Annotated in this window: 20 protein-coding genes; 11 read left to right on the top strand and 9 right to left on the bottom strand. The window is 72.8% G+C overall.

Features of this window, described 5'->3' with window-relative positions; translation table 11 throughout:
• Window positions 1-95 precede the first annotated feature (95 nt).
• A complete protein-coding gene (locus tag OHN19_RS36460; RefSeq protein ID WP_330268267.1) occupies window positions 96-2,462 on the top strand; it encodes a TIM-barrel domain-containing protein in 2,367 nt (788 codons plus the stop codon).
• A 3-nt stretch (window positions 2,463-2,465) separates the two neighbouring features.
• Here the strand turns inward: OHN19_RS36460 and OHN19_RS36455 are convergent, their stop codons facing one another.
• Entirely contained in the window at window positions 2,466-3,002 is a 537-nt protein-coding gene (locus OHN19_RS36455; RefSeq protein WP_330268266.1) for an NUDIX domain-containing protein, read from the bottom strand.
• A gap of 149 nt (window positions 3,003-3,151) precedes the next feature.
• Between OHN19_RS36455 and OHN19_RS36450 the strand changes: the two genes are divergently transcribed.
• The 4 genes from OHN19_RS36450 (at window position 3,152) to glpK (ending at window position 7,470) form a co-directional block, all read left to right on the top strand.
• Window positions 3,152-3,577: a Zn-ribbon domain-containing OB-fold protein gene (locus OHN19_RS36450; RefSeq protein WP_330269789.1), complete on the top strand. Its 426-nt coding sequence runs from the start codon at window positions 3,152-3,154 to the stop codon at window positions 3,575-3,577.
• Window positions 3,574-4,764: a lipid-transfer protein gene (locus OHN19_RS36445; RefSeq protein ID WP_330269788.1), complete on the top strand. Its 1,191-nt coding sequence runs from the start codon at window positions 3,574-3,576 to the stop codon at window positions 4,762-4,764. The genes OHN19_RS36450 and OHN19_RS36445 overlap by 4 nt, the downstream gene beginning before the upstream one ends.
• A gap of 389 nt (window positions 4,765-5,153) precedes the next feature.
• Window positions 5,154-5,879 (top strand): MIP/aquaporin family protein, encoded by a 726-nt coding sequence (locus tag OHN19_RS36440; protein ID WP_330268265.1) that lies wholly within the window; start codon window positions 5,154-5,156, stop codon window positions 5,877-5,879.
• Window positions 5,880-5,958: 79 nt separating this feature from the next.
• Entirely contained in the window at window positions 5,959-7,470 is a 1,512-nt protein-coding gene (gene glpK / locus OHN19_RS36435) for a glycerol kinase GlpK (protein WP_330268264.1), read from the top strand.
• Window positions 7,471-7,623: 153 nt separating this feature from the next.
• On the opposite strand, the gene OHN19_RS36430 is transcribed toward glpK, so the two are convergent.
• From OHN19_RS36430 to OHN19_RS36415, 4 genes are read right to left on the bottom strand one after another with little or no spacing between them, the layout of a single operon-like run.
• Window positions 7,624-8,229, bottom strand: a complete 606-nt coding sequence (locus tag OHN19_RS36430; RefSeq protein WP_330268263.1) for an ATP/GTP-binding protein — start codon at window positions 8,227-8,229, stop codon at window positions 7,624-7,626.
• A 55-nt stretch (window positions 8,230-8,284) separates the two neighbouring features.
• Window positions 8,285-8,680 (bottom strand): DUF742 domain-containing protein, encoded by a 396-nt coding sequence (locus OHN19_RS36425; RefSeq protein WP_330268262.1) that lies wholly within the window; start codon window positions 8,678-8,680, stop codon window positions 8,285-8,287.
• Between the two features lie 9 nt (window positions 8,681-8,689).
• Window positions 8,690-9,112, bottom strand: coding sequence for a roadblock/LC7 domain-containing protein (locus tag OHN19_RS36420; RefSeq protein WP_123759431.1), 423 nt, complete (start codon window positions 9,110-9,112; stop codon window positions 8,690-8,692).
• Entirely contained in the window at window positions 9,109-12,120 is a 3,012-nt protein-coding gene (locus OHN19_RS36415; protein ID WP_330268261.1) for a nitrate- and nitrite sensing domain-containing protein, read from the bottom strand. The genes OHN19_RS36420 and OHN19_RS36415 overlap by 4 nt, the downstream gene beginning before the upstream one ends.
• A gap of 431 nt (window positions 12,121-12,551) precedes the next feature.
• On the opposite strand from OHN19_RS36415, the gene OHN19_RS36410 reads away from it, so the two are divergent.
• Window positions 12,552-13,091, top strand: a complete 540-nt coding sequence (locus tag OHN19_RS36410) for a hypothetical protein (RefSeq protein WP_419249586.1) — start codon at window positions 12,552-12,554, stop codon at window positions 13,089-13,091.
• A gap of 14 nt (window positions 13,092-13,105) precedes the next feature.
• On the opposite strand, the gene OHN19_RS36405 is transcribed toward OHN19_RS36410, so the two are convergent.
• The 4 genes from OHN19_RS36405 to OHN19_RS36390 all read right to left on the bottom strand — a co-directional run bounded on the left by OHN19_RS36405 (window position 13,106) and on the right by OHN19_RS36390 (window position 21,145).
• Window positions 13,106-17,779: a hypothetical protein gene (locus OHN19_RS36405; protein WP_330268259.1), complete on the bottom strand. Its 4,674-nt coding sequence runs from the start codon at window positions 17,777-17,779 to the stop codon at window positions 13,106-13,108.
• Window positions 17,780-17,816: 37 nt separating this feature from the next.
• Window positions 17,817-18,695: a hypothetical protein gene (locus OHN19_RS36400; protein WP_330268258.1), complete on the bottom strand. Its 879-nt coding sequence runs from the start codon at window positions 18,693-18,695 to the stop codon at window positions 17,817-17,819.
• Between the two features lie 95 nt (window positions 18,696-18,790).
• Window positions 18,791-20,320: a hypothetical protein gene (locus OHN19_RS36395; protein WP_330268257.1), complete on the bottom strand. Its 1,530-nt coding sequence runs from the start codon at window positions 20,318-20,320 to the stop codon at window positions 18,791-18,793.
• A 132-nt stretch (window positions 20,321-20,452) separates the two neighbouring features.
• The gene (locus OHN19_RS36390; protein ID WP_330268256.1) at window positions 20,453-21,145 is read right to left on the bottom strand and encodes a GntR family transcriptional regulator; all 693 of its coding nucleotides are present in this window, start codon (window positions 21,143-21,145) and stop codon (window positions 20,453-20,455) included.
• Between the two features lie 131 nt (window positions 21,146-21,276).
• On the opposite strand from OHN19_RS36390, the gene OHN19_RS36385 reads away from it, so the two are divergent.
• The 5 genes from OHN19_RS36385 (at window position 21,277) to OHN19_RS36365 (ending at window position 25,948) form a co-directional block, all read left to right on the top strand.
• Complete coding sequence (locus OHN19_RS36385) at window positions 21,277-22,560, top strand: MFS transporter (protein ID WP_330268255.1); 1,284 nt, start codon at window positions 21,277-21,279, stop codon at window positions 22,558-22,560.
• A 47-nt stretch (window positions 22,561-22,607) separates the two neighbouring features.
• Entirely contained in the window at window positions 22,608-23,426 is an 819-nt protein-coding gene (locus OHN19_RS36380) for a putative hydro-lyase (protein ID WP_330269787.1), read from the top strand.
• 71 nt (window positions 23,427-23,497) lie between these two features.
• Complete coding sequence (locus OHN19_RS36375; RefSeq protein WP_123759438.1) at window positions 23,498-24,256, top strand: LamB/YcsF family protein; 759 nt, start codon at window positions 23,498-23,500, stop codon at window positions 24,254-24,256.
• The gene (locus OHN19_RS36370; RefSeq protein WP_330268254.1) at window positions 24,253-24,864 is read left to right on the top strand and encodes an allophanate hydrolase subunit 1; all 612 of its coding nucleotides are present in this window, start codon (window positions 24,253-24,255) and stop codon (window positions 24,862-24,864) included. The genes OHN19_RS36375 and OHN19_RS36370 overlap by 4 nt, the downstream gene beginning before the upstream one ends.
• Window positions 24,865-25,078: 214 nt before the next feature.
• Window positions 25,079-25,948 (top strand): biotin-dependent carboxyltransferase family protein, encoded by an 870-nt coding sequence (locus OHN19_RS36365; protein ID WP_330268253.1) that lies wholly within the window; start codon window positions 25,079-25,081, stop codon window positions 25,946-25,948.
• The last annotated feature ends 47 nt before the right edge of the window (window positions 25,949-25,995 follow it).

Genomic DNA, 25,995 nt, shown 5'->3' with positions numbered 1-25,995 from the left:
CACATAGTCCGTGTCGTGAAGATGTGGTCCCGGCACGGGTGAACGGAAGTTGAACGGCACACGCGTGTGGGGCAGTGAGTGGCAGGGTGAACAGCATGAACGGTCGTGACCTGGTGCGTTCGGTGAAGGCGGTCGGCTCTGCGGGGGCGTCCCAGGGGTTGCGTACCGTGCGAGCGGCGTGGCGAAGGCGGCGTACCGACGCCGCCGGGCTGCCGGCCCGGGGGGCCGAGCGAGCCCGGGTGCCGGGGCCGGTGCAGAGCGCCGAGCCGGGGCCCGGCGGGGGTGTCGTCCGGTTCGCCCGGTCCGAGCTGCGGATCACGGTCGCGGTGAACGGGGCGGTCTTCTGGGGCTGGGACGGGGCCGGACCCGAGCCGTCGTACGCGCTGGCGGGCCGCTGCCCGGAGCCGGATCCCCGTGCGGTCCTCGAGCCGGACAAGGACGACGGCTGGCGGGTCGTGTCCGAGCGGGCGACGGTCGTGGTGTCGCGGCACGGCGCGGTCGAGGTGCGTACGCCCGGCGGGGTGACCGTGCGCGGGGATCTGCCGCCCCGGTGGTGGGAGCCCGTGGAGGGCGGTACGGCGCGCTGGATGCAGCGGTCCGAGGTGGCCGCCGACGCGCGGTTCTTCGGGCTCGGGGGCCGGGCGTCGGGGCCGCGGCTGCGGGACGGCACGTACCGGCTGTGGAACACCGATCCGGGCCGGGCCTTCGGGCCGGGCGACGACCCGCTGTACGTCACGATGCCGGTGCAGCTGGTCGTCGCCGACGTCACCACCCATCTCGTGTTCCACGACACCTCCTGGGACGGCACCGTGACCCTCCACGAAGGCGAGGAGGGCGCGGGGTCCGGGCACGACCGGGTGGGGACCTCCGAGCTGCGGATGGACGGCGGTCCGCTGCGCTGCTGGGTGATGGTGGGCACCCCTGCGCGCGTGCTGCTCGCGTGGGCCTCCCTCACCGGTGCGCCCGCCCTGCCGCCGTCGTGGGCGCTCGGCCATCATCACGCCCGCTGGGGCTTCGGCAGCGAGCAGGAGGTCCGCCGGATCGTCGCCGGGTACCAGGAGCGCGGTCTGCCGCTCGACGCCGTCCATCTGGACATCGACCACCTGGACGAGCACCAGGTGTTCACGGTGGACCAGGAGCGCTTCCCCAAGCTGCCCCAACTGGCCGGGGAACTGCTGCGGGACGGGATCCGGCTGGTGTCGATCGTGGACCCCGCGGTCAAGGCCGCGCCGGGCAACGCGGTGTTCGAGAGCGGGACGGCCGAGGACGCCTTCGTGAAGGACGCGTCCGGACAACCCGTGGAGGGGGTCGTGTGGCCCGGGGAGGCGGTCTATCCGGACTTCACGCACACGCGTGTGCGTGAGTGGTGGGGCCGTCTCTACCAGGAGCGGCTCACGGCGGGCTTCGCGGGCTTCTGGCACGACATGAACGAGCCCACGTCGTTCACCGCCTTCGGGGAGTCCACACTGCCGCGCTCGGCCCGGCACGCCCTCGATGGCAGGGGCGGCGACCACCGGGAGGCGCACAACGTCTACGCCCTGTGCATGGCCCGGGCCGGCTACGAGGGGCTGCGCGCCCTGGTGCCCGACGAGCGGCCCTTCCTTTTCTCGCGCTCCGGCTGGGCCGGCATGCAGCGCTACGGCGGCACCTGGTCCGGTGACGTGGCCACCGGCTGGCCCGGCCTGCGGGCCTCGCTGTCTCTCGTGATGGGACTCGGGCTCTGCGGGGTGCCGTACTCGGGGCCGGACGTGGGCGGCTTCGACGGGAGCCCGTCGCCCGAGCTGTACCTGCGCTGGTTCCAACTGGGCGCCTATATGCCGCTGTTCCGTACCCACGCGAGTCGGCGGGCGGGCCGCAGGGAGCCCTGGGAGTTCGGGGCCGAGGTGCTGGAGCACGCGCGCGTGGCGCTCGTGGAACGCCGGCGGCTGCTGCCGTACTTCATGACGCTCGCGCAGTTGGCCCGCCGTACCGGGGCGCCTTACGTACGGCCCTTGTGGTGGTCCGCGCCCGAGGACCGCGCTCTGCGGGACTGCGAGGACGCCTTCCTGCTCGGCGACAGCCTGCTGGTGGCCCCGGTGCTCGATCCGGGCGGCGACCGGCGGGCGGTCCAGCTGCCGCGCGGGCGCTGGTACGACACGACGACCGAGCAGGCGTACGACGGACCGGGGCAGGTGCTCGTCGACGCCCCGCTGTCGCGGATCCCCGTGCTCGCGCGCGCGGGTGCCGTCCTTCCGGTACGGGGCGCCGACGGCGGTCTCGAACTGGAGGTGTGGGCGCCCGCCCGCGGCCGGAGCGGGGGCGGACTGGTCGTGGTGGATGCGGGCGACGGGTGGGACGAACCGGAGATCGAACGCTACGTCGCCCGCTGGCAGGGCCGGAAGGTGGTCGTTCAGCGGGAGGGTGAGGACGGCGTGAGCGAGCCGTCCCTCCCGGTGCGGCTGCGCGGGCTCGGGGCGCGCTGAGTCTCAGACGTAGCGGCCCTCGAACCAGGCCCGGACGGCCACGGTGTGCAGGGGGAAGGCGAGTTCCTCGGGCCGGCGCAGGAGGTGCCAGCCCTCCGTCTCGTTCGTGGCGGCGGACTGCGGGAGGCCGTCGGCGGGGCGCTCCGGCAGTACCCCGAACAGGAGCAGGTGGCCGTCGGGCGAGCTGAGCGCGTCGACGAGGCGTACGTCGCGGCTCGCCGCCTCGATGCCGGTCTCTTCTCGCAGTTCGCGGACCAGGGCGTGCCGCCAGTCCTCGCGGTCGTCGACGAAGCCGCCGGGCAGGGCGATGCCTCCGCGCGCGGGGGCGACGGTCCGGGTGATGACGACGAGGGCGGTGCCCTGGGTGTCGTACACGGGCTGGAGCGCGACGGCGACCGGCAGGGGGTTGCGGTAGGCCACGGTGGTGCAGACGGGACAGGTGCGGGGCCAGCCCGCGACGCCCTCTCCGTAGGGCGCTCCGCAGCTCGAACAGTGGGAGCCGGGCACGGAGTTGGGGATGGAGTGCAGAGTTTCGGACACGCGGCGGACTGTATCCGATCACCGGTGTGCCTGATTCCGCTGGGCCCCCTGCCTCTTCGCGGCCGCCCGTGCGACACTTCTGACGATCCGTCAGATGCCGTCCGTCAGATCCGCTCCGGGGAGGGACGTTGGCACGCACGCGTACACCAGTGGTCACCGGATGGTTCACCGGTGACGGAGACGACTTCACGCTTCTCGGGACCCGCTGCTCCGTCTGCGCCTCGGTGTTCTTCCCGCGCGAGGACGCCCATTGCCGCAACCCCGGATGCGCCGGTGGCGAGCTGGCGGAGATTCCGCTTTCGCGGCGCGGGCGGGTCTGGTCCTACACGGACAGCCGGTACCGGCCACCGTCACCCTATGTGACCGATCCGGAACTTCCGTGGGAGCCGTGCACGTTGATCGCTGTGGAGCTGGCCGCGGAGCGGATCGTGGTGCTGGGGCAGGCCGTTCCCGGGGTCACCGTCGCCGATCTGACGGTGGGAGCGGAGGTGGAGGTCGTCCCCGGTGTCCTGCATGAGGACGGGGAGACGGTGTTCACGACATGGCGGTGGCGGCCGACGGGGGTGACGGCATGACGGGAGAGGTGGCGGTGCTCGGCGCGGGCATGCACCCGTGGGGCAAGTGGGGGCGCGGTTTCGTCGAGTACGGCGTGACGGCGGCCCGCGCGGCGCTGGCCGACGCGGGTCTGGAGTGGCGGGACGTCGGTTCGATCGTCGGCGCGGACACCGTGCGGGGCGGTTATCCGGGCTATGTGGCGGGGGCGACCTTCGCCAAGGCGCTGGGCTGGCAGGGGGCCCGGGTCGCCAGTGTCTACGCGGCGTGCGCGTCCGGGGCCCAGGCGGTCGCCGCCGCGCGGGCGCAGATCCTCGCGGGGCTCGCCGACGTGGTGCTGGTGGTGGGCGCCGACGCGGCTCCCAAGGGTTTCTTCCGGCCCGCGGGCGGCGACCGGCCCGACGATCCGGACTGGCTGCGGTTCCGGGTGCTCGGGGCCACCAACCCCACCTATTTCGGGCTGTACGCGCGGCGGCGGATGGCCGTGCACGGGGACACTTCCGAGGACTTCGCGCAGGTCAAGGTGAAGAACTCCGCGATGGGCGCGCTGAATCCGAACGCGCGCTACCGGAAGCGGGTCACCGCGGACGAGGTGGCGGCCTCGGCGGTGGTGGCCGATCCGCTGCGGCTGCTCGACATCTGCGCCACTTCGGACGGCGGGGCGGCGCTGGTGCTCTCCAGCATGGAGTTCGCGCGTCGGCGGGGTGCCACCGCGCCCGTGCGGATCAGGGCGGTGTCGACGGTGACGCCGACGTATCCGAACACCGTGCTGGACCTGCCGGACATCGCGACGGACTCCGCGGCGGCGGTGGAGCCGACCGAGCGGACGTTCCGCGCGTCGATCGCGCACGCGGCCTACCAGGAGGCCGGCATCGGACCGGAGGATCTCTCGCTCGCCGAGGTGTACGACCTCTCCACGGCGCTGGAACTGCAGTGGTACGAGGACCTCGGGCTGTGCGGGGAGGGCGAGGGCGCGAAGCTCCTGCGCGAGGGGGCCACGGCGGCGGGCGGGCGCATACCCGTCAACATGAGCGGCGGGCTCGCCTCCTTCGGCGAGGCGGTCCCGGCCCAGGCGATCGCCCAGGTGTGCGAGCTCACATGGCAGTTGCGGGGCGACGCGGGGCAACGGCAGGTCGAGCACGCGCGCGTGGGGATCACCGCGAACCAGGGGCTGTTCGGGCACGGGTCGGCGGTGATGGCGGTGCGGTGACCGAGGGACCTCGTTCACACTGCGTGAGGTCCGGCAAGGTGCCAGGCAGGCCGGAGGGTGGTTCCACCTTCTGTCGTCGAGGCCTGCCAGGCGGGCGTTGCAACCGTTGCCGTCGGCGACCTTGACGCCCCCCGGGGCCCGGTGAACACTTCCGGTGTCGGTCGACATCGCCGTACATTCTCGGCGTTCCAGGCACCACGCCGCGCGGGCCCCCACGAGTCAAGGCCCGAACCCCCCACGGGCGATTCGGCCGCGACGGCACGCTCGTCGCGGACGCCGGGCGGGGCGCGGGATCCTCCCTGCCCTCGGCAGTTCGCCAAGGGAACCGCAACCCCTGCACGGAGGAGGACCGGGGCGGGACCGTCCCGGGCCAGGGCCTAGGAGCCGCCATGAGCAACGGAGACGTATTCCTCGGTGAGGTCATCGGTACGGCGATTCTGATCCTCTTCGGCGCCGGTGTGGTCGCCGCCGTCGTACTCAACTACTCCAAGGCGAAGGACGCCGGCTGGGTCGTCATCGCCTTCGGCTGGGGCTTCGGTGTGCTGGCCGGGGCGTACACCGCCGCCCCGCTGTCCGGCGGGCACCTCAACCCCGCCGTGACCCTCGGGATCGCCGTCGACACCGGGGACTGGGACCAGGTACCGATCTACATCGCCGGGCAGATGGTGGGCGCCATGCTCGGGGCGGTCCTGTGCTGGCTGACCTACTACGCGCAGTTCCAGGCCAACGCCGAGGAGGAGATCGCCCAGCCCACGCTCGGGATCTTCTCCACCGGGCCCGCGATCCGCAATCCCGTGGCGAACCTGATCACGGAGATCATCGCGACCGTCGGTCTGGTGCTGCCGATCCTGGCCTTCGGGCTCACCAAGGGGCTCGGCGAGTCGGGTACCGCGGTCCTGGTCGTCGCGTTCCTGGTGGTCGGCATCGGTCTGTCGCTCGGCGGGCCCACCGGATACGCCATCAACCCGGCCCGTGACCTGGGCCCGCGTATCGTCCACGCCCTGCTGCCGATCCCCAACAAGGGCACCTCGGACTGGGGTTACGCGTGGATACCGGTGGTGGGACCGCTGATCGGCGGGGCGCTGTCCGGGGTGATCTTCAACGCGGCCTTCTGAGACACCGACCCGGACACCGACCCTCCGCAACACCGGCCTACAGAACACGCCTTGTGCAGGAACCGACGAAGGGGACGTCATGACGGACAAGTTCGTCGCCGCTATCGACCAGGGCACCACCTCCAGCCGCTGCATCATCTTCAGCCAGGACGGCGCGATCGTGGCCGTCGACCAGCGCGAGCACCGCCAGATCTTCCCCAAGCCCGGCTGGGTGGAGCACGACGCCACCGAGATCTGGTCCAAGGTGCAGGCCGTGGTGGCCGGCGCGATCGCCAAGGCCGGGCTCCGTGCCGACCAGCTCAGCGCGCTCGGCATCACCAACCAGCGGGAGACGACGGTCCTGTGGGACCGCGCCACCGGCAAGCCCGTGCACAACGCGATCGTGTGGCAGGACACCCGCACCGCGGCCCTGACCAACCAACTGGGCGGCTCGGACGGGCAGGACCGGTTCCGCGAACAGACCGGGCTGCCGCTGGCCACCTACTTCTCCGGCCCGAAGGCGGCCTGGCTGCTGGACAACGTGCCGGGGCTGCGTGCGCGGGCCGAGAACGGCGAGATCGCCTTCGGCACGATCGACTCCTGGCTGATCTGGAACCTCACCGGCGGCACGGACGGCGGCCGGCACGTCACCGACGTGACCAACGCCGGGCGGACCATGCTGATGAACCTGGAGACCCTCCAGTGGGACCAGTCGATCCTGTCCGCCATGAACGTGCCGGACGCCGTGCTCCCCGAGATCAGGTCCTCCGCCGAGGTCTACGGCACCGCCGTCGGCCAACTCGCGGGCGTGCCCGTGGCGTCCGCGCTGGGCGACCAGCAGGCCGCGGTGTTCGGGCAGGCCTGCTACGACGTGGGCACGGCGAAGAACACGTACGGCACGGGTTCCTTCCTGCTGCTCAACACCGGAACCCGGCCGGTGCCGTCGAAGAACGGGCTGCTGACGACCATGGGGTACAAGATCGGCTCCGAGGCGCCGGTCTACTGCCTGGAGGGGTCGATCGCCATCACGGGCGCCCTGGTGCAGTGGTTCCGCGACCAGCTCGGCATCATCCGTACCGCCGATGAGATCGAGCCTCTGGCGGCGAGCGTCGAGGACAACGGCGGCGCGTACATCGTGCCCGCCTTCTCCGGTCTGTTCGCGCCCTATTGGCGCTCGGACGCGCGCGGGGTCGTCACGGGGCTCACCCGGTACGTCACCAAGGCGCACCTCGCGCGGGCCGTCCTGGAGGCGACGAGCTGGCAGACACGCGAGGTCGTGGACGCCATGTACCAGGACTCCGGGGTGCAGATCACCACCCTGAAGGTCGACGGCGGCATGACCAAGAACAACCTGCTGATGCAGCACCAGGCCGATGTCCTTGACGTGCCCGTGGTCCGGCCGAAGGTCTCCGAGACCACGTGCCTGGGCGCCGCGTACGCGGCCGGGCTCGCCACGGGCGTGTGGAACGACCTCGACGAGCTGAAGTCCCACTGGCAGAAGGACGTCGAGTGGACGCCGAACATGGAGGCGTCCGTCCGGGACCGCCAGTACCACAACTGGCGCAAGGCCGTGGAGAAGAGCTTCGGCTGGGAGGAGGACGGCGAGAACTAGGCACACGCGTGTGGGGCCGTCGAGCCGCGGCCCGTACCCCTGTCGGCGGGGGTTCGGGCCGCACCCGTGCCTGAGGGGCCGCGCCGGTGCCTCAGGTGCCGCGCCGGTGCCTCAAGTACTGGGCGCCGGTACCTCAAAAGCTGCGTCGGCGCTTCAGGTGGTGACCGGTCGGCGGTGGCGTGCCGACAAGGCCATCGCGTGCTGGACGACGCCCACGAGGACCTCCTTGACCGACTGCTTGTCACGGGCGTCGCACAGCACGACCGGTACGTCCTCGTCGAGGTCGAGGGCCTGCCGTACGTCCTCCTCGGGGTAACGGATCGCCCCCTCGAAGCAGTTGACGCCCACGAGGAACGGGATGGAGCGCCGCTCGAAGTAGTCGACGGCGGCGAAGCAGTCCTCCAGGCGGCGGGTGTCGGCGAGCACGACGGCGCCGAGGGCGCCCTCGGAGAGCTCGTCCCACATGAACCAGAACCGCTCCTGTCCCGGCGTGCCGAACAGGTAGAGCACCAGGTCCTCGCGCAGGGTGATGCGGCCGAAGTCCATGGCGACGGTCGTGGTGCGCTTGCTCTCCACGCCGCTGATGTCGTCGACCGGGCGGCCTGCCTCGGTGAGCAGTTCCTCGGTGCGCAGCGGCCTGATCTCGCTGACCGCGCCCACGAGCGTGGTCTTGCCCACGCCGAAGCCGCCGGCCACCAGGATCTTGAGCGTGACGGGCTCGACCGGGGGCTTTCCGCGCTCAGAACGCCCGAAGATCATTGGTCTTTTCTCCTGCTTGCTGGGGTTGTCGTTCAGGCGCGGGCCGGAGGGTCGGTCACAGGGCCCTCAGACCGTTGATCACATCGCGCAGGATGCTTTCGTCAGGGAGCTCGGCGGGCGGCACCGGCCGGTTCACATGGACCCACTCGGAGTCGACGAGGTCACCGATCAGGACCCGTACGACCCCGACGGGCAGGTCGAGTTCGGAGGACAGCTCGGCGACCGACTGGGGGGTGTCCCGGCAGAGGTCGACGATGTCCACGTGCTCCGGGGACAGCGACTGGTCCCCTTCGGGATCGTCCGCGTGGGGTTCGGCCACGACGACCGCGATGAGGTCGAGACGGTGCTGGCCGACACTTGTGGTGCGGCCGCGCGTCATGGCGTACGGACGGACCACCGGTCCGGCCTCGTCGTCGAACCAGTGGCTTCTTCCCTGTCCTTCTGTGCTCATGCCATCTCACTACCCGCCCTGAGGCAGATCGGTGCGCGGGGCGGCACCGAGATGCACACCGACCCGCTTGACCAGGAGCGTCATCTCGTACGCGACGAGGCCCACGTCCGAGTCGGCGTCCGAGAGGACGGCGAGGCAGCTGCCGTCGCCGGCGGCCGTCACGAACAGGAACGCGTCGTCCAGCTCGACCACGGTCTGGCGGACGTTGCCCGCCTCGAAGTGCCGGCCCACACCCTTGGCGAGGCTGTGGAAGCCGGACGCCACGGCGGCGAGGTGCTCGCTGTCCTCGCGGGTCAGGTCCTGGGACACACCGGTCGGGAGGCCGTCGCTGGAGAGCACCAGGGCCTTGCGGATGCTCGCGACGCGCTCCACCAGGTCGTCGAGGAGCCAGTTCAGCTCGCCGGACTTGTCGGTCGCCTTCGGTGCGGTCATCGACCGTCCCCCTTAGTCGTTCGTTGTGGTGCTGTGCCGCCGGACGTGTCGTCGCCCGCGGCGTTCTCCTCGCGGCCGCGCTGCCAGCCGCGCTGGAGCGAGGCCATACGGCTGCGTACCTCGTCGGCGTCCCGGTCGGCGGGCTCCGCCTGCTTCTGGGGGCGCCGGTCGGGGGCCTGCTTCAGCTGCGGGGCCAGGTTGGCCTGCCGGACGCGGCGGGGCAGCGGGGTGGTGCCGGAAGCGGAGTCCTGCGGGCCGCGCGCGGCGCCGCCGGAGCCGCCGCCGCTTCCGAGGGCCCCGGGAACGGATCTGACGGGGCCGAGAGCGGGCGCGGCCGGCCTGCCGAAGGCTCCGGAGGCTCCCGCAGGGCCTGTGGGCCCGCTGACACCGGTGGCCCCCGTGGCGTCACCGGCGCCCGAAGGCCCGGCGGCTCCGGCAACCGTGTCGTCCGACGCCGTGCCGCTCGACGCGATCTCCGCACGCCGGGTGCGCCGAGGCAGCGCGGGGGCTCCCGCCGGGCCGCCGAGCTCACGGCCCGGTGATGCCGAGGAGGTCGGCACCTCCGTCAGCTCGTCGACGCGGTCGGCCACGCCGGTGCCCCGGCGAAGAGCAGCGGCACGGCGGCGGCTCGGCAGCGTGGGAGGCTCCGGGCGCGAGGCACCCGCGGTCACCGAGGGAGCCGTCCGGGGCCGGGAGTCGCCGGGGCCGATCGCGGGCGACTCGTCCCGCTCCTCGCGGCCCGGCCGCTCGTCGGTGACCGGACGCCCGTGGGAGCTGACCAGCTTGGGGGTACGGCGGCGGGGCAGCGACACCGGACCGTCGCCGGCGCCACCGTCGGCGTCCGGGCCGTCGTCGTCCACCTGGGCCAGGGAGCGGCGCGGCCGGAACAGCCCGCCGCGCTCGCTGTCCTCGGAGTCGAGCACGCCCGGGAAGTCGTTCAGGGCGTCCAGGTCGACGGGAGCCTCCAGTTCGACCGGGCCGTCCAGGATCGCGGGCGGCATGCCCGGCAGCTGGGCCGGTCCCCGGGTGAGCGAGACCCGCTGGGCCGCCTCCAGTTCGGCCTCCTTCGACGGCTGGGGGCGGTCCAGGCGGAAGCCGATGCCGTTGGTGTCGGGGACGTCGTCGGTCAGCAGCGCGTCGGGGATGAAGACGACGGCCGTCGTACCGCCGTACGGCGAAGGCTGAAGCGAGACCCGGACGTTCTGCCGCTGCGCGAGCCGGCTGACCACGAACAGGCCCAGGCGGTCGGTGTCGGACAGCTCGAACTCGGGTGTCTCCGCGAGCCGGAGGTTGGCGTCCAGCAGCGCGTCGGCGGCCATGCCGAGTCCGCGGTCGTGGATCTCCAGGGTGAAGCCGTTGGCGACGCGCTCCCCCACGACCTGGACGGCGGTGTGCGGCGGGGAGAACACCGTGGCGTTCTCCAGGAGTTCGGCCACCAGGTGGGTGAGGTCCGCGACGGCCGGTCCGGTCACGGCGACCCTGGGCAGCCGTCGGACCTCGATGCGCTCGTAGTCCTCGACCTCGGCGACGGCGGCGCGTACGACGTCCATCAGCTGGACGGGTTTGCGCCACTGCCGGGAGGGGGCGGCGCCGGAGAGGATCACGAGGCCCTCGGCGTGCCGGCGCATACGGGTGGTCAGGTGGTCCAGGCGGAACAGGTCGGCGAGTTCGTCGGTGTCCTCGGTGCGACGCTCCATGGTGTCGAGCAGGGTGAGTTGCTTGTGCAGCAGGACCTGGCTGCGGCGGGCGAGGTTGACGAAGACCTCGGAGACACCGGCCCGCAACTCGGCCTGTTTCACGGCGGCTTCGACGGCGGCGCGCTGGAGGGTGTTGAGGGCCTGGCCGACCTCGCCGATCTCGTTCTTGTCGTACTCCAGGCGCGGGACCTCGGTCTCGACGTCGACCTGTTCGCCCACGGACAGGCGGCGCATCACGCTGGGCAGCCGTACGCCGGACGCCTCGTGGGCCTCCAGGCGCAGTTGCCGCAGGTCGCGGATGAGGGTGCGGCCGACGCGTACGGACAGGATCAGCGAGAAGAGCAGGGCGATCAGGCCGAGGACGCCGACCGCGGCGGCCTTGATGATGACGCCCATCGCGTCCGGCCGGACCCGGTCCTGGAGGCGGTCGCCCGCCTGGTCGTCGAGCTTGGCGAGTTCGTCGAGCGCGGTGCCGGCTGCCGCGTCCCAGCTCTTGGCGCTGACCTTGTCGAAGGTGCCGGGCTCGGCGGTGGCGACGGACTGCTCGGCGGAGCGCAGCGGCGCCGTGCCGGCGTTCTTCCAGAACCGCTCGTAGCGCTCGCGCTCCGACGTCGGCAGCACGGCGAGGCTGACGTCGTACATCAGGGTGCGCTGGGCGACGAGGTCGGAGACGTCACGGATCTCGTCGCGGGTGAGCTTGCCCACCACCAGGGAGGATCCGAGCAGGGCGTCCTCGCGGGAGAGCAGTTCGCGGGCCCGGGTGATGTTGACCAGGGCCCGTGCCTGCTTGTCCAGTTCCACGCTGTCGACGCCGTCGAGGGTGGCGAGGAGGGCGTAGGCCGGGTCGACGAGGCGGTTGTACTGGTCGAGGGCCTGGAGCCGGGAGACGGTCCCCTCCTCGACGCTGCGGCGCAGCGAGTCGATGCCGTCGAAGGCGTCCAGGACGGCGGTGAGCCGTTCGTCGTCGTCCTGGTCCAGGCCGTCGCGCACATCGGGATCGTGGGCGTTCCGGCGGAACTTGGCGATGGCGTCGTCCGAGGCGTTCCTCGTGTCGCGCAGCGCGGACAGGGCGTCAGAGGCACGGGGATCGGCCAGGTAGACGAGCGACTGGCGACGTTCCTGCTGGAGCACGCGCACAGTGTCCTCGATGGGATACCCGAGCTTCTCCGTGACGGTCGACACCTGGAAGAGCTGGGCGACCTCACGTCCCGTCAGTACCGTGGCGAAGCCCCACACCGCGATCAGGGACACCAGCGGCACGAGAAGCAGCGCCACGATCTTCCGGCGGATCGACTTCCCGCGAAAGCGCATGGCCTCCCCCAGCTCGACCCCCACCGGCCGGGGGGTACACATGTACGTCAACAAACGGCGCGAGCCTACTACCGACGCACCCGTAACTCGAAGCTCCGTCCGGAACCTGAACTTCCGCTCCCAGGCGCGGGCATGGGGAGTTGTCCGCCCATTGCGGGAGATTGCCTCCTGTCACCAGGCAGTCCGCATCCGACCGGAACCGACCACCCAGGCCGGGTGGTTGGCTGGATTTTTTCGTTTCTTTGACGTCCTGCGGGAATCTTGAAGAGGTCTTGTTCGTCCTTCTCTTCGGGAAATGGCGGTGGATTCGGCCACAGGAGCCGCATCTGCAACTGGGCGGCGTAAAGCAGCGCAAGCCGGGCAGCCACATGGAAGCCCGGTCCACGGACACCGGGACGAGGGGACTGCCGGCGGTGGGGAGTGACACGGTGATGGGCACGGCGGAACGGCAGGAGGCGTCGCGAAGCGGCGTGGAGACGGCGCGTTCGAGGCCACCGCGGCGCCCGGAGGCGCCCGTTCACGACACTCCGGCGAGGGCGGACGTACGGCGCCGACGCGAGGCGGTCCAGGAGGAGCCGTACCGGCCATTGTGGGTCGAGGAGGCCGCGCGCAGGCGCCGGCTGCCCGATCCGGTGCGGACCTCCGCGGTGCGGGCGGTGCTCATCATCGCCGTGACCCTGCTCCAGGCGATGGTGGCCTTCCTGTGCACCATGGCCGGTTCCTGGCTGGCGTTCCCGATGGTGATCAGCAGCGTGGCCAGCACGGTCGTGGCCACCTGGGGCGCGCTGGACGTGTGGGTGACCCGCCAGGTGTGGAACCAGCGCAACGGCGTGGTGTCGACCCCCAGCAGCACCGCCCGCGCCCTGCGGCGCGAGCGACGCAAGGCCCGCCGGCAGGCGCGGCTCGCCGAGCGGGCCCAGGCGCGCATACGGCGGCAGGGCGGCAGCACGGGCCGGCTGTCGCACTCCTGAGCCGCGGGGCTTCCCTACGGCGTCACCGCTGAGCTCCCTTGCGGAGTCACCGGCGCCGGACGCTTGAACATCCGCGTCGCCGTGATCTCGCTGTGCACCGCCTCGCCCGCCTGGGGCTGCTGCGGCAGACCCGGGCGGAGGTGTTCCTCCACGCTGATGTACTTCAGGCCGGCCCGGAGGTCGGCGTCGTTCCGCAGCCGGATGACCAGCGGGAACTCGGCCAGCGCGGTCGTGTCGAACAGGCCCGTCGTGTACAGGAGTTGCACCCCGAGGGCGTCCGACACGGCCCGCTGGAGCTCCAGCAGATACGTCGCGTTGGCGCGGCCGATCGGGTTGTCCAGGAACAGCGTGCCGGCGTGCCGGTGCTTGTCCCGGCCGCGGTCGTTGGAGCGCAGGGCGGCCATCGTGCAGTACAGCGCGATGGCCGCGGTGAGCAGCTGACCGCCGGAGAACACGTCGCCCATCTGACCGACCGGCACCCGCTCGGCGCGCAGCACGGCGTCCGGCTTGAGGATCTCGACGGCCACGCCCCTGGGCTGGAGCGCGGCCGCGACTCCCCGCAGCAGCAGGGACATTCCGTCGCGCCGCAGGTCGGAGTTCTTCTTCACGGCCGCGCGGGTCGCCTCGTCGATGACCTCGCCGAGCCGCTCGGTCAGCGTGGCCTGGTCAGGCTCCTCGAAGCGGATCCGCAGGAACTCCTGCCCGGACCACTCGCCGAGCCCCTCGGGCAGCCGGGACAGCCGCTGGGCGGACCTGAGCGTGGCGAGGGCGGACTCCACGAGCCCGCGCAGCCGGTCCACGATCGAGTCACGGTTGCGCTCCAGCTGCGCCAACTCGTCGGTCAGCACCCGGAGTCGGGGCGCGAAGGCGTCCGCCCACTTCTGCGCGTGCTCGGGCAGCGCGGACGCCGGCAGCTCGCGGATCTGCTGCCGGGCCGGGGTGCGGACCTGCTCGTAGCGCGTGGAGTTGGCGTGCCGGACGAGCACATCGCTCGCCTCGCGCACGGCCGACTCGGCGGCGGACAGGTCGGCGGCGCAGCCGCGCAGCGACCGGCGGGCCTCCGCGGCGGCCTGCCGGGCCTCCTCGGGGCTGCCCGGGTACGGCTCCGTCTCTTCCTGCTCGTCCTCCATCGCGTGCTCGCGCAGCAGGTCGCGGAGCATCGCCGCGATCTCGTCGAAGCCGCTCGCCGCGTCCTCGGCGGCCCGGTGGGAGCCGAGCAGCTCCGCGTGCGCCTCGCGGGCCTGCGTCAACGCCTCGGTGCGGGAGGCGAGTTCGGAGGTGGCCGTACGCAACAGCGCCTGCGCGTGCTCGGCGTCACGCGGCTCCAGCTCCTGCGGCAGCTCGGTGTGCGCCTCGCCGTCCTCGGGCGCGTGCCGCTCGGCCTCGCCGCGCAGCCGCCCGAGCTGCTCGCTCGCCGTCGACATACGGGTCTCCAGGAGCTGGACCAGCTCCTCGGCACGGGCGGCGGCGGCCTGCCGGGAGGGCCCGTCGGAGCCGTCGGTCGACTGGAGCAGCTGCTCCGCGCGCGTGCGGACCTTGTTGCTCAGCCGGTCCAGCTCGGCCAGGGCCCCGCTCTCGTCGCTCTCCGCACGGGCCTGCTCGGCCCGCAGGTCGGCGCCCACGCCGACCTTCTCGTACACCTGGGACGCGGCCCGGTAGGCCTCGCGCAGGGCGGGCAGGGACGCCTTCGGCGTGGCCGCCTCGTCCTCCGGTACGTCGTCGGGGGCGCCGGCGATCTCGGCGCGCTCGGCCCGCAGCGCGCGGGCGGTGCGGCGGGCGTCGTCGGCGGCCCGCTGGGCGGCGCGCCGGTCCTCGTCGGCGGCGCGGGCCCGCTCCAGGCAGGTCTGGGCGCGGGCCTCCGACTCGGTGGCCTCGTCGGCCAGTTCGCGCAGCTTGACCTGCCAGCCGGCCCGCTCGCGCAGCCGGTAGGCGAGACCGGCGAGGGCGTCGGCGGCCCGGCGGGCCTTCTGGGCGGCCTCCTGCCGTTCGTCACGCGTCTGCGCGGCCTCCGCGGCAGCCTCGTCGGCCTCGGCCCGTACGGTGCGTGCCTCGGCCAGCTCGGCCTCCGCCTCCTCGGCGAACGCGCGCGTGTCCTCGGCGGCGCGGGCCAGCTCGACGAGCCGGCCTGCCGGGCAGCCGGTGCGCCAGGAGGCGAGCCGGGCGGCCAGTTCACGGTCCTTGCCGAGCCGGGCGGCGAGCGACCGGATCTCCTCGTCGCGCTCACCGGCCCGCGCGCGCAACGCCTGACGCTCCTCGTCGGCGGCGTGCTCGTCGTGCATGGCCGGGTTCGGCGGTACGAGGAAGACGTCGCCGCTCCTCGAGTCGGTCGCCGGGGTCGGCGCCAGCAGGGCCGCCGCGGTGCCGACCGCGACGGCGGAGCGCGGAAGGAGTGCCGCGTCACTCAGCGCCTCACGGGCACGCGCGTGCGTGTCGGGGTCGGTGATGATCACGCCGTCGACCAGTTCCGGCCGGGCGGCGAGCACACGCGCGTGGTCGGCGGGGTCGACGGCCTGCGCGAGATAGCGCCAGCCGGGCAGCGCGGGAATGCCGTTCTCGCCGAGGAACTCGACCGTGGCCAGCACGTCGGGTCCCGGCGGCAGCAGTCCGCCGTCGCCGAGCGCGCCGAGGATCCGGGAGTCGTCGGCGGCGGCGGTGCGCAGCTCGAAGAGCTGGCGTTCGGCGGAGGACACCGAGTCGTCCAGCAGCTCCCGCAGTTCGTCGGCGAAGCGGTCGAGTTCCTCGGGCGTGAGACCACCGGCGGAGTCGGCCTGCGGATCGGTGCCCTCGCGTCCCTTCCTGGTGCCGTCCGTCTCCGCGCGCGGCCCCGGCACCGCCCCGGAGGCCCCGGTCAGGCTCAGCAGCTCCGCGAGCCGTTCCTCCCCCGCCAGCCCCTCTGCGAGCCGGCGCTCGGCCTCGTAGGACCGGGCCGCCGCGGCGGCCGCGTCCTCCGCGCGGGCGGCGGTGAGTTCCGCGCGGGACTCGGCGGAGGCGGCCTCGCGCGCGTGCTCGCTCGCCCGCCGGGAGGCCTCGCGAGCGGTGTCCCAGGCGGCCACGGCGGTCTTCTCGGCGTCGCTCGCGGCGAGCGCCGCGCGGGCGGGGTCGGCGTCGGGGGCGCTGTCGTCGAGCCAGCCCGCGCGGACCGCTTCCGCGGTCTCCTGCTCGACCTCGCTCAGCCGCTGGCGCAGGTGCCCGACCTCACTGCGGGCGCGCTGTGCCTCGGTGGCGGCCGAGGTGGAGTCCCGATAGGCCGTCTCGCTGACCTCCTGGAGGGCGGCGGACCGCTCCTCCTCCTCGTTGGCGAGGGTCTCGGCGCGCTCGGCGGCGGCGTGCAGGGCCCGTACGAGGTCGACGGCGGCCTTGGCGCGGGCGGCGAGGGCGGGGGCCGCGTCCCGCTCGGCCTCCTGGATGGCGGCGGCGACGCGCGCGACCCGGTCGGCGGCGGCGCGGTGGCGCAGTACGGCCTCCGCGGCCTGCCAGGCGGAGTGGAGGGTGCGCGCGTCGGCGAGCTCGCGCTTCTGGGCGGCGGCCGATTTCTCGGCGGCGGCGAGCGCCAGGGAGGCGTGCCGGTAGGCGAGTTCGGCGGCGATCAGCGCGCTGCGCTCACGGCCCGCCTCGGCGTGGGTGACGGCGTACGCGGCGGCGGTGACCCGCTGGGCGAGATCGGCCGCCCGTACGCGCTCCCGCACACCCCGCGCGGACAGCCTGCGGGCCAGTGTCCGGGTACGGCGTTCGGCGCCGGTGTGGATGTCACGCGCGCGTGAGCGTGCCTCGGCGGCCTCGACGATCCGGCCCAGCAGGTCCACCGACCCGGCGGTGAAGTCGCGTTCGGCGATCAGTTCGGCGCGGCGTCCCAGCTTGTTGCCGAACCCGCTGACCAGGTCGGCGAGTCCGTCGGTGTCACGGGTGTCGGTGACCGCGCGCAGCAGGAGGTCGGTGAAGTCGGAGTCCTTCTTCACCGCGAAGAGGCCGGCGGCCTCGCCCTCGTCGGCGTTCATCTCCCGCTGGTAGCGGAAGAGTTCGGGGTCCAGGCCGAGGTCGCCGAGGTGCTCGATCCAGCGGTCGTGGATCTCCTCCCAGTGCACCTCCAGATGCGGATAGGCCTTGCCCGCCTCGGTGATGGCGTCCCGGAAGCCCTTCATGGTGCGGCGGCGGCCCTGGGCGGCCGACTGGCCCTCGGCGGGCGGCCGTACGCCGGTGGACTCGGCGACCGGGAGGTTGTCCAGCGAGAGTCCGGGGCCGGGCCGGAAGGAGTACCAGGCCTCGGCGAACTTCCGCGGGTCGTTGGAGACCTGGCGCCCCCGCCACTCGCTCACCTTGCCCACGACGACGCACTCGCCGGTGAGGGTGTGCTGCCACTCCAGGGCCACATGCCCGCAGTCGTCGGCCAGCAGGAACTTCCGCAGCACCCCGGAGCTGGCGCCGCCCAGGGTGTTGCGGTGACCGGGCAGCATCACCGAGAAGATCAGCTTGAGCAGGACGGACTTGCCGCCGCCGTTCTCCAGGAAGAGCACCCCGGCGGGCGCGGGCCGGCGCGGCGGGCCGACGGGCTCCTCCTCGAAGAACTCCGCCTGGGTGGGCGCGGGGTCGGGCACTTCCGCGCCGACGCCGCGCAGGTCAAGCACGGTGTCGGCGTAGCGCGCACCGGCGGGACCGATGGAGTAGAGGCGGACCCGGGACAGCTCGTACATGGCGGACTCTCGTAAGTCTTCGGCAGGTCAGGGAGGTTCAGGAGTGGAACGGCAGTCCGGCGTCGGCCACCAGCTCCGCGTCGTCGTCCGCGGCGGGCACCAGGGTCGGTGTGCCGTCGGTCACCGGGACGACGCCCAGCTCGAGGAGTTCGGCCATGGCGGCGCTGCCGGCCATGTCCCGCACCTGGAGCTGGTAACGAGCCGTGGTCCGGTAGGTACCGCCGTTGTCGTCCCCGGTGCGCTGGAGGAAGCCGGAGTCGGTGAGGAAGGCGGCGGCCTTGCCCACGATGCCGGTGGTGGACCCGGCGAGCCGGCGCGCGTCCTTGGTCGCGCCGGCCGCGCTGCGTCTGGCCCAGATCCGCCAGGCCGCCTCCAGTCCGGGCGCGTCGGTGGCCGGGTCGGTGTTCTCGCCGGTCTCCTCGGCCCGCTCCTCCAGACGCCGGCAGGCCTGCCGTACGAAGGCGTCGACGCCGTTGACCGAGACGCGCCCGATGTATGCGTCGTCGGCGAGGTCCTCAGGTCGCGGGAACGCCATGGCGGCGATGGCGAGGTGGGCGAGCCCGTGCAGGAAGCGGTCACCGCCGTCGGCCGACGTACGACGCGCGTAGTCCCCCATCCGCACGGCGAACACCGAGTCCTCAGCGGCGGTCACGGCCATGCCGGCGCGCGGGGACACCTCGAGGACGATCAGGCCGAGGCCGGCGGCGACGGCGTCGGCGAGCCGGGCGAACGGCGGGTCCTCCCGGTAGCGCCGCAGCAGCTCGGCGTACTCCTGGTCCCGCGCGGGCTGGAGCTTGGGCTGCAGTCCGAAGGCGACGAGCCGAGCGGCGTCGGCGGCGTCGGCGGGGGTGACGGGGGCGGGCGCCGACGGGGTCGGGGCTGCCTCCGTGTCGCTCCACTCGACATGCTCACTCACGGCTGGGGCTCCTTGTCACGCTCTTGCTCGCGCTTGCTGCTTCCGGGTCACGCTCTTGCTCGCTCATGCTGCTTCCGGGTCACGCACTGGCTCATTCATGCTGCTTCCGTCCGGCCCGCCGCCATCCCCAGGGCGTCCAGCAGGGCGGTGCCGACGATGAGGTCGGCGCCGCCGAAGTCCGGGTCGTCGAGTTCCGTCCCGTCGTCCACCGCGAAGAGCAGCTTCTCCTCGCCTTGGCGGTATGCGGTGCCGACCGGGGGGCTGGCCGCGTGGATCGACATCAGGGCCACCAGGTAGGCGAGGTCGAAGCCGCCGGTCCTGCGGGCCTCCGCGAGCAGCCCGGACAGGCGCCGAGGCGCGTCCGCGGGCAGGTCCAGCAGCTCCTTCGCGGCCGCCAGCTGCTCCTCGCTGAACCGGCTGTCGTCCGGGGTGGCGATGAGGTCCGGCTCCGGCATCTCGGCGCCCAGGTGCTCCCGCTCCATGGGCGGGGTCAGCAGTATGTCGACGAGATCGCCCACCCGCACGGACACCGGCGTGCGCATGCCGGTCCCGCGCGCGAAGAACGCGTCCGTGACCCGCGTGGCCTGTTCCAGCGGCAGGGGCAGCAGCGGCGCGACGAGGTGGCCGTAGAGGTCGATCCCGGACGTGGTCATCGGTGTGGCGAAGGCCTGGCGGTCCTGCTCGGCGCGGAACAGCGGGCCCGCCTCCAGGAGCCGGGACTGGAGCTGGGTGTGGCGCCGGATGCAGTCCTTGACGATGTCGACGAGTTCTGCGGCCCGGCGCTTCTGCTCGGGGTCCTCGGACTCGTCCCGGGCCTTGCGGATGTTGGTCAGGATCGCGTTCTCGTGGCGGTACCGGTCGGCGACGTGGTCCAGGGCCTCGGCGATCATGTCGGGCACTGAGTTGAGCCAGTCGACGGCCCGGACATTGCGCCGGGTCGCGTCCAGGGCCCTGCGCAGGGTCTCGGAGTACTGCACGGTCCGGTACCGGGCCTGTTCGGCGGCGAGTTGGGCGTCGGCGAGGCGGCCGCGGCTGATCAGCACCTCCAGCTTGACCTCGGCGGCGATCTGGGCGCTGGTGACATCGGTGTCCAGGGCGCCGACGAGGACGTTGACCGCCTCGTCGGTCGTGCGGAGGTAGACCGAGCCGCCGGGACCCGGCACCTCCTCGATCAGCTTGAAGTCGTAGTCACGGCGGACATAGGTGCCGTCCGGTGCGAACGTGCCGTAGACGGCCCGGAATCCGCGGTCCACGCTGCCGACGTTGATCAGGTTCTCCAGGACCCAGCGGGCCACGCGCTCGTGCTCGGCGACGGGTCGCTGCGGGGCCTGGGCGGCGATGCGCGGGATGAGGCGGGCGACGATCTGGTCGTGGTCGGCGCCGGTGTCGAAGTCCATGTTCAGGGTGACCAGGTCGATGCCGGCGAGGGCCACCTCGGCCATGCCGTACACCGAGTACTCACCCGCGAGGTTCGCCTTGCGCGCGTCCAGGTCGTGCAGCGGCGCGGTGCACGCGAGCGCGCGCAGCCGCCGCGCCAGTCCCTCGTCGGCGGCCGGGCCCGGAGCGGGGCGCGGCCCCGCGCTGAACTGGGGGGGAACGCTGTCCGTCGATGCAGGCGAAGTCACGGTGCACAGACTAGGTGCTGGGTCTGACAACTCCCCAAACGACGCGGAACGGCTCCGCCGGGGCGCCGGGTGACCGGAGGTCGTGGAGCACGTGCGGGCCGGTGGGGGCTTGTCGCGCAGTTCCCCGCGCCCCTACGGGGCGCTCACCCGCCGCTGGTAGACATCGACCACGCGTCGCAGTGAATCGCGCAGATACACCGCCAGCAGCTTTTCGGCCTCAACTTTGTCGCCCGCCTCCAACGCCTCCAGGATCTGCTGGTTTCTGGCCAGGTACGGCTCGTGCAGGGCCTTCGGGTCGTCCACCACGTGGAACGCCAGCCGGAGTTCGGCGAAGACGCTGCGCATCAGTTCGTCGGTGCGGTCGCTGCCGGCGAGGGCGACGAGTTCGCGGTGGAAGTGGATGTTGGCCGTGCCCAGCGTTTTCCAGTCACCTTCGCGCACCGCCCGCCGGCCCTCGGCGACCGCGCCTGCGAGCCCGTCCAGGGCGTACGGCGGCTCGCCGAGCCCGCGGACGACGGCGCACTCGACGAGCGAGCGGGTGCGGTAGATGTCCTCGACGTCCTCGACGGTGAGGACCCGCACGAACACGCCCCGGTTGAGTTCGTGGACGAGCAGGCGCTCGTGCGTGAGCAGGCGGAACGCCTCGCGCAGGGTGTTGCGGGAGACCCCGAGGGCGCCCCCGATGCTGTCCTCCGACAGCCGTGTCCCTGGCGGGAAATAGCCCTCCGCGATACGGCTCCTGAGGATGTCCGAGACCCGCTCGGCCGTGCTGGTGCGGCCCAGGAGGGCGCGATCGTCGGCCAGTCCGCTCAGCTGCTCTGCCATGCCCGGAATTCAACCGCAGAGAGGAGAACGAAACAACAGGGGTATTGAAGGATCGTTGAACGATCCTCTACGTTGCTGGAACACCGCATGGCTCAGCTCCGCACCCTCCGTCCTCCCACTGCGAGGTGCCCATGAGCACGACCCGTCCCCCTCAGACCCTGACCAGCAGCCCCTCGTCGACCGAAGACGGGGCGTTGGGCTGGTTCCGGGCGCTCGGTCCGCGCGGCCGCCGCGCCTTCGCCGGCGCGTTCGGCGGCTACGCCCTCGACTCCTACGACTACTTCACGCTGCCCTTGAGCATGGTCGCGCTGGCCGCGTACTTCGGCCTGGACAGCGGCCAGACCGGCCTGTTCACCACCGTCACCCTGCTGGCCTCCGGCATCGGCGGTGCCCTGGCTGGGGTGCTGGCCGACCGGGCCGGCCGGGTCCGGGCCCTGATGATCACAGTGATCACCTACGCGGTCTTCACCGTGGCCTGCGGCTTCGCGCCCAACTTCGAGTCACTGCTGGTCTTCCGCGCCCTCCAGGGCCTCGGTTTCGGCGGCGAGTGGGCGGTCGGCGCGATCCTGGTCGCCGAGTACGCGAGCGCCAAGCACCGGGGCCGCACCCTGGGCGCGATCCAGAGCTCCTGGGCCGTGGGCTGGGCCCTGGCCGCGATCATGTACACGCTGGTCTTCTCGGTCTTCGACGACGGCACGGCCTGGCGTGTGATGTTCTGGACCGGAGCGCTGCCCGCGCTCCTGGTCGTCTGGATGCGCCGCCGTGTCCAGGACGCCCCCGAGGCGGTCGCGGTACGCGAGAAGAGCGCCGGAAAGGGCTCCTTCGCGGCGATCTTCAAGCCGGATCTGCTCCGTACGACGATCTTCGCCGGGCTGCTGTCCACCGGGGTCCAGGGCGGCTACTACACGCTCGCCACCTGGGTGCCCACGTACCTGAAGAGCGACCGCGGGCTGTCGGTCGTCGGCACCGGCGGCTATCTGACCTTCCTGATCTCCGGCGCCTTCCTCGGCTATCTGACCGGCGGCTACCTCACCGACCGGCTGGGCCGCCGGCGCAACATCTGGCTCTTCGCCCTGCTCTCGGCCGTCTGCATCGTGGCCTACGGCAACATTCCGAGCGGAGCGGACACCTGGCTCCTGGTGCTCGGGTTCCCCCTCGGGTTCTGCATGTCGGCGATCTTCAGCGGCTTCGGGTCCTATCTGAGCGAGCTGTACCCGACGGCGGTGCGCGGCTCGGGCCAGGGCTTCACGTACAACACGGGCCGCGCGGTCGGCGCGGTCTTCCCGACCACCGTCGGCTTCCTGGCCGACAGTTGGGGCGTGGGCGGGGCGCTGGTCTTCGGCGCCATCGGCTACGGCATCGCCGCCCTGGCCCTGCTCGGACTGCCGGAGACTCAAGGGAGGGAACTCGCGTGAACCGCACGGAAGACCGCCCCAGGACTCTCACGGACGACAGGCCCCCGATGCTCATGGAAGACCGCCCCCTGACCCTCGTCGACGAGCACGCGCACGCGTGGAGCCCGGCGCAGGCCCGAACCCGCTTCCGAGCGGGCCTGGCCGGACCCACCGCCGGGGTCGCGGCCGGCCACACCCAGGTGAACCTCATCTCGGTGCCCGCCGACTGGGCGTACGACATGCTGCTGTTCTGCCAGCGCAACCCCAAGCCGTGCCCGGTCCTCGACGTCACCGACGCCGGAGACTGGACCACCGTCCTCGCGGACGGGGCGGACCTGCGCACCGACCTGCCGCGCTACCGGGTGTGGCAGGACGGCGAGCTGGTGGACGAGCCGACGGACGTGCGCGCGTACTGGCGCGACGACCTGGTTTCGTTCCTGATCGGCTGCAGTTTCACCTTCGAGTGGGCACTTTCGGGGGCGGGCGTCCCGATCCGGCACATTCAGCAGGGCCGGAACGTTCCCATGTACGTGACCAGCCGACAGTGTCGTCCAGCGGGGCGGCTGCACGGGCCCATGGTGGTGTCCATGCGCCCGGTGCCGCCGCAGCACCTGGCGGCCGCCATCAGGGAGAGCAGCCTGCTCCCGGCGGTGCACGGCAGCCCCGTGCACTGCGGCGACCCCTCCGGGCTCGGCATCGCCGACCTCGCCCGTCCCGACTTCGGCGACCCGGTGGACGCCGAACCGGACGACATCCCGGTGTTCTGGGCCTGCGGGGTGACCCCGCAGGCCGCGGTGATGGCCTCGCGCCCGCCGTTCGCCCTCACCCACGCACCGGGCCAGATGTTCCTGACGGACGCGCGGGACGAGCAGTACCGAGTGGCCTGAGAAGAGCGGCCTGAGAAAAGTGAGCTGACAAGAATGGGCTGACAGCCCCTGAAAGGAGCACCGAGACCTCCATGACCTCGATCGATCTGAACGCCGACCTCGGCGAGGGCTTCGGCCGCTGGCGACTGACCGACGACGAGCAACTGCTGACCGTCGTCACCAGCGCCAACGTGGCCTGCGGGTTCCACGCCGGGGACGCGGTCACCATGCGGCGGGTGTGCGAGCTGGCGGCCGCGCGCGGGGTGCGGATCGGCGCCCAGGTCTCCTACCGGGACCTGGCCGGGTTCGGGCGGCGCGCGATGGACGTGCCGTCCGCCGAGCTGACGGCCGAGGTGGCCTACCAGATCGGCGCCCTGGAGGTCTTCGCCCGCGCGGCGGGCACCCGCGTGTCCTACGTCAAGCCGCACGGAGCGCTGTACAACCGGGTCGTGCACGACGAGGAGCAGGCCGGCGCGGTCGTCGACGGGGTGCTCCTCGCCGACGCCACGCTGCCCGTGCTCGGCCTTCCCGGCTCGCGCCTGCTGGAAGCGGCCCGCGCGGCGGGCCTGACCGGCGTCCCGGAGGCCTTCGCCGACCGGGCGTACACCGAGGAGGGCACGCTCGTGCCCCGCGGCCAGGAGGGCGCGGTGGTCTCCGACCCGGAGGCCGTCGTGGAGCGCTCGCTGGACCTGGCCCGGGACCGCGCGGTCACCGCCCGTTCCGGGGCGCGGATCGACGTCGAGGCCCGCTCCCTGTGCCTGCACGGGGACACGCCGGGCGCGGTGGAGCTGGCCCGGCGGGTCCGGGAGCGGCTGGAGTCCTCGGGCGTCCGGGTGGAGGCCTTCGTATGAGGACACTGCCGGTCGGGGACGACGCCCTGCTCGTCGAGGTGTCCTCGGGCGAGGAGGCCCAGGCCCTGCACGCCGAGCTGGTACGGCGCCGCGCGGAGGGCTCGCTGTCGGTCCGGGAGATCGTCCCGGCCGCCCGCACGGTCCTCCTGGACGGCCTCACCGACCCGGCCCGCCTGGCCGCCGAGCTCACCGCCGCCGAGGTACCGCCCGCTCCCCCACGCGCGCGTGAAGTCGTCGAACTCCGAGTGCGCTACGACGGCCCGGACCTGGCCGACGTGGCCGCGCACTGGGGCGTCCCGCCCCGGGAGGTGGCCCGCATCCACGCCGGCACCGAATTCACCGTCGCCTTCTGCGGATTCGCCCCCGGCTTCGGCTACCTCACCGGCCTGCCCGCCCGCTACGACGTCCCGCGCCGGGCCACCCCGCGCACGGCCGTCCCGGCGGGTTCCGTCGCGCTCGCGGGCCCGTACACGGGCGTGTACCCGCGCTCCTCGCCCGGCGGCTGGCAGCTCATCGGCACCACGGACGCCGTCCTGTGGGACCACGCGCGCGTCCCGGCCGCACTCCTGTCACCGGGCACCCGGGTCCGCTTCGTGGAGGCGCCGTGACGGATGGAACCCTCCAGGCGCCGATGACGGGCCGGCCCCTCCTTACCGCGGAGGCAAGGACGACCGATCGCACCGCAGAGGCAAGGACGACCGATCGCACCGCGGAGGCACCGAGGCCCGGCCGCACCGCGGAGGCACGGACCACGGGCCGCCCCCTCTCCGCCGTAGTGGCGGCGCCGATGGCAGGCCGCTCGCTCTCCGTCGTGGAGGCCCCATGACCGACCGCGCTCTCTTCGTCGTCCGGGCCGGTGCCCTGACGACCGTCCAGGACCGGGGCCGGCCCGGTCACGCCCATCTCGGCGTGCCCCGCTCGGGTGCCCTCGACGGACCCGCGGCCGCGCTCGCCAACCGCCTGGTCGGCAACCGCCCCGAGGCGGCCGTCCTGGAGACCACGCTCAACGGCTGCGCGCTGCGCCCCCGTTCGACGGTCACCGTGGCCGTCACGGGCGCACCCTGTCCGGTCACGGTGGAGGGCCGCCCGGCATCCTGGGGCGCGCCGGTGCGCGTACCGGCCGGAGCGCTCCTGACCGTCGGCACGGCCCTGTCAGGGGTACGCAGCTATGTGGCCGTCTCCGGCGGCATCATCGTGGAGCCGGTCCTCGGCAGCCGCTCCACCGACCTCCTGTCGGGCCTGGGTCCGCCTCCCCTCACGGACGGCGCGATACTGCCCCTCGGCACACCGACGGCGCTCCACACGCGTGTGGACACAGCCCCCCAGCCCGCGCCCCCCACCGAACTGGTCCTGCGCGTCACGCTGGGCCCCCGGGACGACTGGTTCACCCCGGAAGCGGTGCGGGCCTTCACGACCCGCGCCTTCCGGGTGTCCTCGGCGAGCAACCGCATCGGCCTGCGCACGGACGGGCCCGCCCTGGCGCGGAGGCTCGAGGGCGAACTGCCCAGCGAGGGAATGGTCCTGGGAGCGGTCCAGGTACCGCCCGACGGCAGACCGGTGGTCTTCCTCGCCGACCACCCGACCACCGGCGGTTACCCGGTGATCGGAGTGGTCCGCGAGCCGGACCTGCCCGCCGCGGCCCAGGCGGTACCGGGAACACCGGTGCGCTTCCTGGCCGTACGGCGGCGGTGAATCGCTGGTCGGGGCCGGCACCTGGGCGTGAACTCCCAGCAGGCCGA

Origin of the sequence: Streptomyces griseorubiginosus (genome assembly GCF_036345115.1) — a bacterium.
GTDB lineage: Bacteria > Actinomycetota > Actinomycetes > Streptomycetales > Streptomycetaceae > Streptomyces > Streptomyces griseorubiginosus_C.
The sequence above is the reverse complement of the archived record's forward strand: the minus strand, read 5'-3'. Positions and strand labels throughout refer to the sequence as shown.

What these genes read in the sequence shown, in the direction of transcription:
- OHN19_RS36425 (WP_330268262.1), bottom strand. Translation starts at nt 8,680, where the DNA reads ATGAGCACAGAAGGACAGGGAAGAAGCCACTGGTTCGACGACGAGGCC.
- OHN19_RS36380 (WP_330269787.1), top strand. Translation starts at nt 22,608, where the DNA reads ATGCTCATGGAAGACCGCCCCCTGACCCTCGTCGACGAGCACGCGCAC.
- OHN19_RS36460 (WP_330268267.1), top strand. Translation starts at nt 96, where the DNA reads ATGAACGGTCGTGACCTGGTGCGTTCGGTGAAGGCGGTCGGCTCTGCG.
- OHN19_RS36385 (WP_330268255.1), top strand. Translation starts at nt 21,277, where the DNA reads ATGAGCACGACCCGTCCCCCTCAGACCCTGACCAGCAGCCCCTCGTCG.
- OHN19_RS36420 (WP_123759431.1), bottom strand. Translation starts at nt 9,112, where the DNA reads ATGACCGCACCGAAGGCGACCGACAAGTCCGGCGAGCTGAACTGGCTC.
- OHN19_RS36375 (WP_123759438.1), top strand. Translation starts at nt 23,498, where the DNA reads ATGACCTCGATCGATCTGAACGCCGACCTCGGCGAGGGCTTCGGCCGC.
- OHN19_RS36370 (WP_330268254.1), top strand. Translation starts at nt 24,253, where the DNA reads ATGAGGACACTGCCGGTCGGGGACGACGCCCTGCTCGTCGAGGTGTCC.
- OHN19_RS36445 (WP_330269788.1), top strand. Translation starts at nt 3,574, where the DNA reads ATGACGGGAGAGGTGGCGGTGCTCGGCGCGGGCATGCACCCGTGGGGC.
- OHN19_RS36415 (WP_330268261.1), bottom strand. Translation starts at nt 12,120, where the DNA reads ATGCGCTTTCGCGGGAAGTCGATCCGCCGGAAGATCGTGGCGCTGCTT.
- OHN19_RS36405 (WP_330268259.1), bottom strand. Translation starts at nt 17,779, where the DNA reads ATGTACGAGCTGTCCCGGGTCCGCCTCTACTCCATCGGTCCCGCCGGT.
- OHN19_RS36430 (WP_330268263.1), bottom strand. Translation starts at nt 8,229, where the DNA reads ATGATCTTCGGGCGTTCTGAGCGCGGAAAGCCCCCGGTCGAGCCCGTC.
- OHN19_RS36440 (WP_330268265.1), top strand. Translation starts at nt 5,154, where the DNA reads ATGAGCAACGGAGACGTATTCCTCGGTGAGGTCATCGGTACGGCGATT.
- glpK (WP_330268264.1), top strand. Translation starts at nt 5,959, where the DNA reads ATGACGGACAAGTTCGTCGCCGCTATCGACCAGGGCACCACCTCCAGC.
- OHN19_RS36410 (WP_419249586.1), top strand. Translation starts at nt 12,552, where the DNA reads ATGGGCACGGCGGAACGGCAGGAGGCGTCGCGAAGCGGCGTGGAGACG.
- OHN19_RS36365 (WP_330268253.1), top strand. Translation starts at nt 25,079, where the DNA reads ATGACCGACCGCGCTCTCTTCGTCGTCCGGGCCGGTGCCCTGACGACC.
- OHN19_RS36390 (WP_330268256.1), bottom strand. Translation starts at nt 21,145, where the DNA reads ATGGCAGAGCAGCTGAGCGGACTGGCCGACGATCGCGCCCTCCTGGGC.